Raw genomic sequence first — 12,631 nt, 5'->3', positions numbered from 1 at the left:
CGGGGGTGCCCCCTTCTCCGGGATCCGGCTGTCAGGCGCTGCGGAAGATCGTTTTGAGCTCCAGGTACGGTTCGAGGCTGCTGGGCCCGAGTTCTCTGCCCATGCCGCTGTTCTTGACGCCGCCGAATGGTGCCTCCGTGGGGAACGACGCGCTGTTGACACCGATCGTGCCGGTCACGATGCGTCGGGCGACCGCGGTGGCGTGCTCGCGGTCCGGAGAGAAGACGCCGCCGCCGAGGCCGTACTCGGAGTCGTTGGCGATGGCGATGGCCTCGTCCTCGTTCTCGTAGGCGATGACGACGAGGACTGGGCCGAAGATCTCTTCACGGGCGATGCGCATGTCGTTGGTGACGTCACGGAAGACGGTCGGCTCGATGTAGAAACCCCGGTCGTTCGCCGTGGATCGGCCCCCGCCGACGACGACCTTCGCTCCTTCACGTTGTCCCAGCTCCAGGTACGACTCGACGCGATCTCGCTGCCGTTCGGACACCAGGGGGCCGAACAGGTTGACGGGATCGGTGGGATCGCCGATCGGGATCTCGCTCATCGCGGCACTGACAGCGTCGACTACTTCGTCGTACCGCGATCGGGGTGCGAGCACCCGGGTCAGGGACCGGCAAATCTGGCCGGTGTTCGGTGAGCACGCGGTTGCTACGAACGGCTTGAAGGCGTCGAGATCGACGTCCTCGAGCAGGATGGCGGCCGACTTGCCGCCCAGTTCGAGCGTTACCCGCTTGAGGTCCCTGCCGCAGGTCTCGGCGATGGCCTTGCCGGCGACGGTGGAGCCGGTGAAGGCGATCTTGCGCACCAGCGGATGCTCGACGAGGGCGCTGCCGGTCTCGCGGCCTCCCGTGACGACGTTGACGACGCCGGCGGGGATACCCGCTTCGGTGGCGATTTCCGCGAAGAGAAAAGCATCGAGCGAAGTTTCTGGTGCCGGCTTGATCACGGCGGTGCATCCTGCCGCGAGTGCCGGTCCGATCTTCCACGCGAGCAGGGGCTGGGGGCCGTTCCAGGGGGTGATCGCCCCCACCACGCCGACCGGCCGACGCTGCAGGAGCGCGTCACCGATGGACGTTTCCAGTGGTTCCTCTTCGACGAGGGTGTCTGCGAGCGATGCGAAATACCGGTAGTACAACGGAACTTGCTGCTGCATCGCCCGGGACACGCTGATCGGGGTGCCGTTCTGCCGCGTCACCAGCGCAGCGATCTCGTCGATACGGCCTTCGTAGGTGTCGGCCAGGCGGCGCAGGGAAGCGGCTCGCTCGGACGGAGGGGTGGCGGCCCACGTGACCCCGGCGGCGTCGGCGGCCTGCACGGCCGCGTCGATATCGGAGGAATCACCGTCGACGATGGAGGCAAAGACTTCCTCCGTCGACGGATTGATGACGGAGATTGTCTCGGCGGAGTGGGCGGCCCGGTACTCGCCGCCGATGTAATGGGATTCGTGGTTCGTGACCATTCTTGTGTCCTCCTGGTCCCACCGCATTGTGATGGCGGCAAGAAATGATGGATGCCCCGACCGGAACGTCGGGACGGGTAATGCGACGTCTGCCGATGTCGGATGAGGGCCGAGTGATCCGACGAATTCGATTCGGCGAGCCGATCGAGTGTGCCCTCTGGTCTGATCTTACGTATCTCGAAGCCGGCGTGGGAGGGGCCACCAGCACCCCCATGACCGCGACAATTGATCGGCTATCTTTGCCATCGACTCCACTTGCGCGCGGCGCGAAGCTCGTTCGGGTTCAGGCCGCCCCAGATTCCGTGTTGCTCTCCGAAATGAATCGCGCTTGTGCGGCATTCGCTGATCACCGGGCATTGGCGGCAGATCGCCTTCGCTTGCTGCTCCTGACGGCGTGACCAGGTGCGATTGTCTTCGCGATCGGTATAGAAGACGGCGATGTCCATGCCACGGCAACGCGCCTGTGGTCGCCAATCGTCACGATCGACGTGTGATGCGAGATTCATGGTTCACAGTGCTTTCCTGGCTTCGCGGCGTGCGTTCGGCCTTTGGGAACAGAAACGCAAGGGGGAGTTGAAGTTACGATCCATAGGGTGAGGCTTACCTCGGGTTAGCTTCCGCATCTTTGACTTTCGGAACAATTCTGCAGAAAATTCTCAGTGCGGGCGCCGATCGGTGCTCGGGCGCAAATGAACTGAGCGGTGGGTTTGCTCGAGACGGGAACGGACGATTCAGATGCATATCGCGTATATCGACCATTTCGTGCTGACTGTTGCCGACATCGACACCACCGTCGAGTTCTACTCGACGGTGCTTGGGATGTCCGAACACCGGTACGGCGACGATCGCCGAGCATTGCTGTTCGGTCGCAGCAAGATCAATCTGCACCAGCAACCGAGCGAGGTGACGCCCAACGCTCGGCACGCGCAACCCGGTAGCGCCGACGTCTGCCTGATCGTCGAAGAATCCATCGACGCGGTTGTCCGCGAGCTGTCCGACAGGGGCGTTCCGGTGGAAGTAGGTCCTGTCCAGCGCCACGGCGCTCGAGGGGTGATGACCAGTGTGTACATCCGCGATCCGGACGGAAATCTCATCGAGCTGTCGGAATACCAGGCGGGCACCTCCGTCAGGGTCTGATCTTCAGCACTTCGGGAAGTTGGTCGTTGTCCGCCCCGATGTCGCGGGCCGCGTGCAGGGGCGGCGGGCGCCGACCGTCGAACGACAGGGGCAGACCGACCAGTCCGATCTCGTCGTCCGACGGCGTGCCGATGATGCCGAGCGCACGGGTGTGCTCGTGGGCGACGACTTCGGCGGTGGTCTGGATCGGTGCCGCCGGGATGCCGGCACCCTGCAGCAGTTCCTGCCAGTGGGCACGTGTTTCCTTCGCCAGTTGCTCACCGATCAGCCGGTCGATCTCGGCCCGGTTCTGCAACCGCCCAGCGTTGGTGGCGAACCGATCGTCGGTCGACCATTCCGGATGTCCGAGTGCGGCGCAGAGGCGAGCAAACAGCGGGTCGTTGGCGCAACTCACGATCAGATCGCCGTCGCTGGTCGAGTACGCGCGGTGCGGGACGATGAAAGCGACACCCGACCCGTGGCGACCGCCGGGTTCGCCGTCGGCGTTGTAGTTCGCCACTCCGATCGACATCCACGCCATGGCGGTCTCGAGGAGCGACGCGTTGACCGTCGCACCGGCGTGTTTCACCTGACGGCGGTGCAGCGCCGACAGGATGCCGATCACCGCCCACATCGCGGACCCGAAGTCGATGATGGACACCCCTGCCCGCACCGGGGGCTGTCCCTCCTCGCCCGTGATGCTCATGATTCCGGAGAATGCCTGCATCAGCGGGTCGTATCCGGGGAGTGTGTTCAGCGGACCCACATGTCCGAACGCGCCGATCTCGCAATAGACCAACTCCGGCTTGGTCACCCGGAGGCTGTCGGCGTCCAGCCCGTACTTCGCGCTGGAACCCGGCCGGAGGTTGTGGATGAAGACGTCCGCGCGTTCGGCGATCAGCGTGTGCAGCGTCTTCAGCTGATCTCGATCCTTGATGTCGATGCTGATGCAACGCTTACCGCGATTGAGCGCATGGAACGCGGCGCCGCTGCCCTTCCATGTGCTCGGCCCCCAGCCGCGGGCGGAGTCGCCCGTCGGACGCTCCACCTTCCACACCTCGGCGCCGAGTTCCGCGAGGATCTTCCCGCTGAACGGTGCCGAGGCACTGTCGCCCAGCTCGACCACGACAACTCCCGATAACGGCAGATCACGCTGCATCGTCTTCCTCCTTGGTGGTCAGCCGGCCGAATGTGCGGCGCGCACTTCGGGTGTGTACGTGGCGCCGGAATTCAGCAGCTCGTCTATTTCACCGCGATCGAAACCGGCTTCGGTGAGCAACTGCACCGAATGTTCGCCGAGGCGTGGCGCCGGGTACCGCAGGTCCGGCTGACTCTCGCTCCACTGTTGCGGAATCGCCATCGTCTTCAGCGGGCCTTCCGAGGGGTGGTCCTGGTCGACGAAGAAGCCGACCTCCCTCATGTGTGGATCGTCCAGCAACGATTCCGGGGTGTTCATCTCGATGACCGGAATATCCGCTTCGGTCAGGAGCTTCATCCATTCCGCCGTCGTCTTCGTTTCGAACACCTGCCCCAGGAACTCGTACAGGATTCCGATGTTCTGGGTCCGTCCGTTGATGTCGGCGAAACGCGGGTCCTCGACCATCTCCGGGTGTCCGGAGATTTCGAAGAATCGCTGCCAATGCTTGTCGACGTAGACGTTCACCCCGAGGTAGCCGCCGTCGAGCGTCCGATACGGGCGGCGGTCCGGGTTCATCATCCGGCCGTACCCCCAATCGCCGATCGGCGGATCGAACGTGTGCCCGTACAGGTGGTCGCCCATGACGAAATGCGCGAACGTCTCGAACATCGGTACCTGGACTTCCTGACCGACACCCGTCTTCTCGCGCCGGAACAGTGCCATCGACACGGCCGTGCTCGCGGCCATGCCGACGACGCGGTCTGCGATGGCGGTGGCCACATAGGTCGGCGGACCTGCCTTGCGGCTCTGGAGTACCGGCATACCGACCGCTGCCTGGATCAGGTCGTCGTATGCCGGCCGGTCGGCGTAGGGGCCGTTCTGGCCGAACCCGTAACAGCCGCAGTAGATGATCCGCGGATTGATCGCGCGGGCGTCCTCGTAGCTCAACCCCAGCCTGGCCATCGCTCGAGGCCGCAAGCTGTACAGCAGCACGTCGGCGGAACCGATCATCCGCTCGAGTGCGGCGCTGCCGCCGGCGGACTTGAGATCGAGGACGAGGCTGCGCTTGTTGCGGTTGAGGTGCAGGAAGATCGCGCTCATCCCGGGGTTGCGGGACGGGCCGACACCGCGAGTCGTATCGCCGGCCCGTGACTCGATCTTCCAGACGTCTGCCCCCATGTCGGCGAGCAGGAGCGACGCGTACGGGCCCATGAAGTTCGATGTCAGGTCAAGGATGCGCACACCCTCCAATGGTCCGGTCATGTCACTGCTCCTACTGGTGGTCCGTCATGGTGAATACGGGGAGTTTCTGCTCCCCACGTTGTACGAAACGCGTCGTGACCGGTTTTCCGATCGCGATGGCGTCGGGTTCGCCGTCGATCTGTGCGAACAAGGTGTAGCCGTCGTCCATCTTCACGAAGTCGACCGCGTACGGCACGACCGTGGTCCAGACGGGCGTCGGTCCACGCATGATCCTGCTGTACGAGTAGATCGTCCCGCTCCCGGCCGATTGTGTCCACGACAATGCCGACTCCGTCGCATCGCTGTGCAGGCAGAGCACGTACTCCACTGTGCCTGCGGCGATCGTCTGCGACGCGGCGGTGATAGTCGACGTCAGCCCGGCGCCCTGCATCGCGATGCGGACGCATCGCCCATGCCGACGATCGCTGCGCCGGGCTTCGACGACATAGTTAGTTCTTGGCGCGCTCGGTGGGCAGCGACCCGCCGACCAGGGCCTCGAGATCCTCGCGCTTGCGCAGCATCAACAGGCTCCATTCGCTCTTCTGGCACACGTCGCCGTTCTGGTTGAGCGCCTTCATCAGCAGCGTGATGACGCCGTATTTGTCGTCCTTGTCCTTCTTGGCGAGGACCTCGGCGGTGACGTAGATGGTGTCGTTGATGTGCACCGGCGTGAGATACCGGAGGTTGTTGATCCCGTAGTTCGCCTGGATCGGCGGACCGAAGGTGATGAGGCCGGTCATGATGGAGTAGGTCAGCGACCCCTGTACCAGGCGCTCACCGAAACGGGTCTGGGCCGCGTAGTGGACGTTCGAGTGGATCTCGATCCAGTTGCCGGTCAGCGCGCAGTAGTTGACCACGTCGGTCTCGGTGATGGTGCGACCACCGCTGCGAAACACCGTGCCGACCTCGATCTCGTCGAGCGGCATGTCGATGCGGTTGTTGATGGTTACGGGATTCGTCGTTGTCATCGCTGCTTCCTTGGGACGTGAAGGGTGATCGGGGGAGACTCAGGCGTTGGTCAGCTTCATCGACTTGGCGATGATCGTGCGCTGGATCTGCGACGTGCCGCCGCCGATCGTGCACTGGATCGACTCGCGCAGGTAGCGCTCCATGTCGCCCTCGGGCAGGTTGGCGTAGCCGCCCAGAATCTGCATGCCGTCGAGCGCACACTGCTTCAGGGTCTCCGACGCGTACAGCTTGGCCATCGAGGTCTCGCGGGCGGCGGGGGTGCCCTCGGCTTTGATCGCGGCGGCCCGGTAGCAGAGCAGACGAGCAGCGTCGACGCGGGTCTGGTTCTCCGCCAGCATGTGCTTGAGGACCTGGAACTCACGGATCGGCTTGCCGAACTGAGTGCGCTGGTGCGCGTACCGGTTGGCGTTGTCGACTGCCTCCTGCGCGTTGCCGGTGTAAGCGGCTGCGACGGCGCAACGCTCCAGTTCGAGGTGGTCGGTGATGACCTTCCAGCCCTGGCCCTCTTCGCCCAGCAGCGCGTCGCCGGGAACCCGGACCTCGTCGAGGAAGATCTCGGTGGTGCCGGTCGCGTGCCGCGACAGGGTCGGCAGCTTGTTGATGACGAGTCCCGGGGTGTCGTTCGGGATCAGCAGCACCGACAGGCCCTTGTGCTTGTCGGAGGTGTCGGTGCGAACCAGCATCGCGATGACGGTGTTGTCGGCCGCTGCACCTGAGCACCAGAGCTTGGAGCCTGTAATCACCCAGTCGCCGTTCTCGTCACGGCGAGCGCGGGTCTTGGTGTTCGCGGCGTCCGAACCGGCGTCGGGCTCGGAGATCGAGACCGAGAAGCGAATGTCACCGTCGATGAACGGCTTGACGTAGCGGTCCTGCTGCTCCTTGGTGCCGAACTTCAGGATGTTCATGGCGGTGAAGGTCGGAACAAGCACCGAGCACGCGAAGTCGAATCCGAACTTGCCGAGACCCTCTGCCATCAGCGAGTAGTCGAAGATATCGCCGCCGGAGCCGCCCATCTCCTCGGGGAACAGGATGCCAAGCCAGCCCTGCTTGGCGATCTTCTCGTACGCCTCGTACGGGTAGAGCCGGTTCTCGTCGCAGTGCCGGACATACTCGACGGTGATTTCGTTGTCCATGAAATCGTTCACGACGTCGAGCCAGGCTGCCTGGGATTCGTCGAGGAAGTTCGAATTCATATTCTTCTCTCCAGATCGGAAGGAATGGTGCCCGTATTTCGGTTGCACCGCTTGAATAAAGCGTAGAACTGCGCGGTTGCCGAACCTAGTGATTCTTTTCGAATCAACGATTCGGCGAGTGCGAATCCTGTTGTGAGGCACAGCCGAGGGGTCAGGTGATTGCGCCCGCCGTGCGGAGCGCAGCGAGTTGTTCGGCGGTGAAACCCCAGTCGCCGAGAACGTCGTCGGTGTGCTGTCCGGGCGCGTCGGGCGGGCCCTGGATCGCGCCCGGAGTGCGGCTGAACCGCGGCGCAGGAGCCGGCTGCACCACGCCGTCGACCTCTGTGAACGTGCCGCGCGCAACGAGATGCTTGTGCTGCGGTGCCTCGGTCAACGACAACACCGGCGCCCAGCACGCGTCCTCCCCATCGGCGAGGGCGCACCATTCGTCGCGGGTGCGGGTTCGGAACACCGCGGCGAACCGTTCCTGTATCTCCGGCCAGCGGGTCCGGTCGTGCTGATCGGGCATGTCGGATTCACTCAGTCCGAGAAGGCGAAGAGTGTTGCGCCAGAAGCGGGTTTCGTTACAGGCGACGCTGAGCCAGCGTCCGTCCGAGGTCTCGTACACGTGGTACCAGGGCGCGCCCGAATCGAGCCGATTGGCTCCGCGTTCGTCGCGCCAGTATCCGGCTGCGTGAAGGCCGTAGAACAGGGTCATCAACGACGCCGACCCGTCCACCATCGCCGCATCGACCACCTGCCCGCGGCCGGACAGCCGGCTCTCGAGAAGAGCCGCAACCACTCCCAGCGCCAGATACAGTGAGCCGCCGCCGAAGTCGCCGGCAAGGTTGAGCGGCAGCGTCGGTGGTCCATCCTTGGGCCCGATGGCGTGAAGTACGCCGGTCAGTGAGATGTAACTGGCGTCGTGCCCCGCGGACTGAGCCAGCGGTCCGTCTTGCCCCCAGCCGGTCATCCGCCCGTACACCAGCGCGGGATTCGCGGCGAGACAGTCGTCCGGGCCGATCCCCAGCTTCTCCGCCACGCCGGGCCGGAATCCCTCCACCAGCACATCGGCTCGACGCACCAGGTCGAGAATCGCAGGGGCGGCCGCCTCGTTCTTCAGATCCATTGCTGCACTGCGGCGTCCGCGATTGAGGAGATTGAAGCGCGGATCCACCGGCGCGCCACCGTCGTAGCCCGGCGGTCGGTCGATCCGGATGATATCCGCCCCCAAGTCGGACAGGAGCATGCAGCAGAACGGAACGGGCCCGACGCCGCCCAGTTCCACGATCTTGACGCCCGCGAGCGGGCCACGGGATTTCTTCATATTTCGGCTCCAATCGACCACCTCGAGTCTATTGCTCACCGGAGTCGGTTCCAATTGAAGAAACGTGAAGTGTCGATTCGGGCAAACCGAATTCCATCGATCTATTCAGCCAATTCTATGCCACCATTGACGAATTCGCCTTCACAGTGACACCATTCACGGAGGCAGTATTTCTTCCCGTGCTGCGGATGAATCCGCGCACGGAGACAGCGGCGCAGTGTTCGGCAACGGCCGACACCGTGCGCAGTCTGCCGGTCGGGGTCATCGAACGTACGCCGGTGTTCACCGGCGCTCACCAGCGGGATCGTCACCAAGAGGAGTGGATGCACCATGAGAACACCGAATGATCGCGTCGATGCGGGCAGGGCGGTATCCGATTCCAGCGCGCGGGCGGCTCGCTCATGCTGACCAGGGGCGCTGTGCTGCGGCAGTCGCCGGGCTCGTACGAGGTGGTCGAGCTCGAGGTCGATGATCCCCGGCCTGGGGAAATCCGGGTCAAGATGGCCGCCACCGGCCTCTGCCACTCCGACGACCACTTCGCGACCGGTGACCAGCAACCGGGGATCCTCCCGATTGCGGGTGGCCACGAAGGCTCGGGGGTCGTCGAGGCAGTGGGACCGGGCACTACAGGCTTCGTCGAGGGCGACCACGTGGTCTTTTCCTTCCTCCCGGTGTGCGGTCGCTGCCGATGGTGCGCCACCGGTCATCAGAACCTGTGCGATCTCGGCCGCTTCCTCGCCACCGGTGCCCGCTTCGACGATCCGAGCTCGTTCAGACTGTCCCTCGACGGTGCCCCGGTCGGACAGCTCGCCGGTCTGGGAACATTCTGCGAATACGTGACCGTCTCGACGGCATCGGCGATCAAGATCGACCCCTCGATCCCACTGGACGTCGCGTGCCTGACCGGGTGCAGCGTGGGGACCGGCTGGGGTGCGGTGGTCAACTCCGCACAGATCAGGCCGGGGCACGTCGTCATCGTGATGGGCATCGGCGGGATCGGGATCAATGCCGTCCAGGGTGCCGCACACGCCGGCGCGGGCGCCGTCATCGCCGTCGACCCGGTCGAGTTCAAACGCGAATCGGCGTTGAAGCTCGGGGCCACCCATGCCGTCGCCGACATCGAGGAGGCCACCGAGGTGGCCCGGTCGATGACCAACGGTCAGGGCGCCGACGCCACGATTGTCACCGTCGGCGTCACCAGCGGACGTCATGTGGGGCAGGGTCTGCAGTCCGTCCGCAAGGCGGGTACGTGTGTGGCGGTCGGGCTCGGTGATGTCGCGGTGAAAGACGGTGACATCAACCTGCACGAGCTCGTCCTGTACCAGAAGCGGCTGCAGGGCTCCCTGTTCGGGGCCAGCTGCCCCACCGCGGACATCCCGGCACAGCTGCAGATGTACCAGAACGGGCAGCTTCGGCTCGACGAGCTCGTGACCACTCGCTACTCCCTCGACGACATCAACGTCGGCTTCGAAGACATGAAGGCCGGCCGCAACCTGCGTGGAGTCGTGGTCTTCGATTCCTGAACCGACGGGTAGGGGCGGATGCGCGACGCGCGTCCGCCCCTACCCGTTCGGGATGGATCAGTGAATGGTCAGCGCCACTGCCGAGGGCGCTTCGGCGGCCGGGCGATCTGAATGCTAGAACTCGAAAACACCCTTGCCGTCGCTCTGCTGCGCGAACCATTCGTACGCCTCCACACCCTGATCCAGGGACCAGGTGTGGGTGTAGATGTCGTCGATGGGGAGATTCCGTGCGGCGATGAACTCGGCGCACCGCAATTGCTCGATCGTGGACATCGTCCACGACGTCATCAAGGTCCATTGCTTCTTGTAGTGAGCCTGCACGTCGAACTCGATATGCCCGGGCAGGCCGAGGAAGCATGCGCGCCCCCAGGGTGCGAGTACTGCGAGAGCATCGTCGTTGGCTTTGCCGGAAGTCTCCAGAATCAGCGGTGCGCCGCGTCCACCCGTCAGGTCGGCGATCGCATGGACCACATTTGAGGACCGTGAGTTGACAGTCGAGGCCGCACCGAAACTCTTGGCGCGCTGTAGCCGGTTGTCATCGATGTCCACGGCAATCACCGTCGCACCCAGCGCCGACGCGAGCATCGTGCCCGACAGACCGACGGGGCCTTGGCCGAATACCACTATCGTGTCCCCGGCGACATTGCCGAGCCGTTGCAGGCCACCCCACGCCGTGCCGGTTCCACACCCGATCGCTGCCCCGGCCTTGTAGCTCAAGGCGTCCGGAAGCGGCAGGAGAGTGCGGGCAGGCACTTTGAGGAATGGGGCGTGCCCACCGTTCGCGGAGATTCCCATGACCTTCGATGGTTCGCGCTCGCACATCTGCGGCCAGCCGGAGCGGCAGGCGGGACACGCGTCGCAGCCCCAATAGTGGTGGATCATCACTCGATCGCCGACGCGCGCCATCATCGGCGTCACACCGTCACCGACGGCGTGGACGTCCCCGCACGGTTCGTGGCCCTGGATGATGTCGGTTCCGACAGCTATCGCGCCCCGACGGAACAGGAGGTCGCTTCCGCACATTCCCGAGGCTCGGACCCGGACGACGACCTCGCCGGGCCCGGGTACAGGGTCGTCGAACTCTCTGATGACAGTGGTGTCGTCGCCCGGAAAGGCAATTGCACGCATCGTGATCAATCCTCCGTGTTCTCGAAATAGTTGGGGAACTGCGCGGTGAGGCCGATGACCGTCGTACGGGTCTCCATGTACGGGGTGAGGGCGTCGATGCCGTTCTCCCGGCCCCAACCGCTGGCCTTGAAGCCGCCGTAGGGAAGTGACCACCGCACGAACGAGTAGGTGTTGACCCATACCGATCCGGCTTCGATCTGGTTCGAGACCCGATGCGCGCGACCGATATTGCCCGTCCACAGTCCCGCGGTCAGCCCGTACGAGGTGTCATTGGCGATGGCGACGGCCTCTTCTTCGTCGTCGAACGGGATCAGTGCCACCACCGGGCCGAAAATCTCTTCACGCGCCACCCGCATGTCGTTGGAGACGTTGGCGAAAACGGTCGGCTGAACGAAGTAACCGGGTGCCAGTTCGTCGGTGAGGATCCGTTCGCCTCCGGCGACCAGTTCGGCGCCATCCTCCTGGCCGATCTTCACGTACGACAGGGTTTTGTTCAGTTGCTCTTCGTGCGCCTGGGGTCCCATGCGTGCGGTCTCGTCGGCCGGCATGCCGACACGTACCTGGGCGGCCCGGGTGCGGAAGGTGTCCACGGCACGGTCGTATATCGATCGCTCCACCAGCACCCTCGACCCGAGCGCGCAGCTCTGCCCGCACAACCGCCACGCCGAGGCGGTGGCCGCATTGAGCGCCTGATCGACGTCGGCGTCGCCGAAGATGATGTGCGGCGCCTTGCCGCCCAGCTCGAAGGTGAATCGCTTGAGGTTATCGGTGCCGTCGACCACCATCCGCCGGCCGGTGTCGGTCGAGCCGGTGAACGAGACCTTGCCGACGTCGGGGTGAGCGACCAGTCGCGCACCGGCCGTGCGCCCGTAACCGGGGACGACGTTGAGGACACCCGGTGGGAACCCCGCCTTCTCCGCGAGTTGCGCCAGGACGAGTGCGGACACCGGAGTCTGTTCGGCAGGCTTGAGGACGACCGTGCAACCTGCAGCGAGGGCAGGCCCGATCTTCATGCACGTGGTTAGCAACGGCGCATTCCAGGGCACGATTGCACCCACCACACCGATCGGCACCATGGTGGTGAAGGCGTGCACCGTGTCGTCCATCGGTATCGTGCGGCCTTGGGTCTTGTCGGCGAGCGAGGCGAACCAGTAGTACCACTGCACTTGTGCAGCCAGACTCCCGCGGAGGTCGGACTTCAGGGCGCCCGAGTCGTGGGACTCGAGTTCCACCAATTCGGGAATCGCTTCCTCGAAAAGCTGGGCGAACCGTCGCAGTAACGCTGCGCGCTCATGACCGGGGGTGCGGCGCCACGGGCCCGCGAACGCCTCGGCCGCTGCCGAGACGGCGCGGTCGATGTCACCCGCACCCCCCATTGCAACCGCCGCCCACGGCTTTCCCGATGCGGGGTCGATACTCTCGGCCATGACACCGTCGATGGGGTCGACCCATTCACCACCGATATAGAGCTTGTCGAAAACGCGCAATTCCGTTTGTGGCATACGCAACATGTACGCCGTGAAATGACGTGGCGTCAACTGTGAACTGCGGTTT

12 protein-coding genes are annotated in these 12,631 nt (G+C 64.5%); 2 read left to right on the top strand and 10 right to left on the bottom strand.

Annotated elements, in window-relative coordinates:
* Positions 1-31: 31 nt before the first annotated feature.
* Together P3H15_RS20500 and P3H15_RS20495 are read right to left on the bottom strand one after the other, a co-directional pair.
* Positions 32-1,462 (bottom strand): aldehyde dehydrogenase, encoded by a 1,431-nt coding sequence (locus P3H15_RS20500; RefSeq protein WP_276138946.1) that lies wholly within the window; start codon positions 1,460-1,462, stop codon positions 32-34.
* Positions 1,463-1,695: 233 nt separating this feature from the next.
* Positions 1,696-1,968: a WhiB family transcriptional regulator gene (locus P3H15_RS20495; protein ID WP_276138945.1), complete on the bottom strand. Its 273-nt coding sequence runs from the start codon at positions 1,966-1,968 to the stop codon at positions 1,696-1,698.
* A 229-nt stretch (positions 1,969-2,197) separates the two neighbouring features.
* Between P3H15_RS20495 and P3H15_RS20490 the strand changes: the two genes are divergently transcribed.
* Entirely contained in the window at positions 2,198-2,599 is a 402-nt protein-coding gene (locus P3H15_RS20490) for a VOC family protein (protein ID WP_276138944.1), read from the top strand.
* Here P3H15_RS20490 and P3H15_RS20485 read toward each other — a convergent pair.
* From P3H15_RS20485 to P3H15_RS20460, 6 genes are all read right to left on the bottom strand, one after another.
* A complete protein-coding gene (locus tag P3H15_RS20485) occupies positions 2,589-3,737 on the bottom strand; it encodes a CaiB/BaiF CoA-transferase family protein (RefSeq protein ID WP_276138943.1) in 1,149 nt (382 codons plus the stop codon). The genes P3H15_RS20490 and P3H15_RS20485 overlap by 11 nt on opposite strands.
* 18 nt (positions 3,738-3,755) lie before the next feature.
* Positions 3,756-4,979, bottom strand: a complete 1,224-nt coding sequence (locus tag P3H15_RS20480) for a CaiB/BaiF CoA-transferase family protein (protein ID WP_276138942.1) — start codon at positions 4,977-4,979, stop codon at positions 3,756-3,758.
* Between the two features lie 10 nt (positions 4,980-4,989).
* Positions 4,990-5,349 (bottom strand): Zn-ribbon domain-containing OB-fold protein, encoded by a 360-nt coding sequence (locus P3H15_RS20475; protein WP_276138941.1) that lies wholly within the window; start codon positions 5,347-5,349, stop codon positions 4,990-4,992.
* Between the two features lie 58 nt (positions 5,350-5,407).
* Positions 5,408-5,926, bottom strand: a complete 519-nt coding sequence (locus P3H15_RS20470; RefSeq protein ID WP_276138940.1) for a MaoC/PaaZ C-terminal domain-containing protein — start codon at positions 5,924-5,926, stop codon at positions 5,408-5,410.
* A gap of 39 nt (positions 5,927-5,965) precedes the next feature.
* Positions 5,966-7,120 carry an acyl-CoA dehydrogenase family protein gene (locus P3H15_RS20465; RefSeq protein ID WP_276138939.1) on the bottom strand — a complete coding sequence of 385 codons (1,155 nt, stop codon included), beginning with the start codon at positions 7,118-7,120 and terminating at the stop codon, positions 5,966-5,968.
* Positions 7,121-7,271: 151 nt separating this feature from the next.
* Positions 7,272-8,426: a CaiB/BaiF CoA-transferase family protein gene (locus tag P3H15_RS20460; RefSeq protein ID WP_276138938.1), complete on the bottom strand. Its 1,155-nt coding sequence runs from the start codon at positions 8,424-8,426 to the stop codon at positions 7,272-7,274.
* Positions 8,427-8,827: 401 nt separating this feature from the next.
* On the opposite strand from P3H15_RS20460, the gene P3H15_RS20455 reads away from it, so the two are divergent.
* Complete coding sequence (locus tag P3H15_RS20455; protein WP_276138937.1) at positions 8,828-9,949, top strand: NDMA-dependent alcohol dehydrogenase; 1,122 nt, start codon at positions 8,828-8,830, stop codon at positions 9,947-9,949.
* Positions 9,950-10,063: 114 nt separating this feature from the next.
* Here P3H15_RS20455 and P3H15_RS20450 read toward each other — a convergent pair whose 3' ends face one another.
* Both P3H15_RS20450 and P3H15_RS20445 read right to left on the bottom strand, forming a co-directional pair.
* A complete protein-coding gene (locus P3H15_RS20450) occupies positions 10,064-11,077 on the bottom strand; it encodes a zinc-binding dehydrogenase (protein ID WP_276138936.1) in 1,014 nt (337 codons plus the stop codon).
* 5 nt (positions 11,078-11,082) lie between these two features.
* Positions 11,083-12,579, bottom strand: a complete 1,497-nt coding sequence (locus P3H15_RS20445; protein WP_276138935.1) for an aldehyde dehydrogenase — start codon at positions 12,577-12,579, stop codon at positions 11,083-11,085.
* Positions 12,580-12,631: the final 52 nt, after the last annotated feature.

Origin of the sequence: Rhodococcus sp. T2V, assembly GCF_029269925.1 — a bacterium.
Taxonomy (GTDB): domain Bacteria; phylum Actinomycetota; class Actinomycetes; order Mycobacteriales; family Mycobacteriaceae; genus Rhodococcus_F; species Rhodococcus_F koreensis.
Note: the sequence above shows the minus strand (reverse complement) of the source record. Positions and strands in the feature narration are given on the sequence as shown.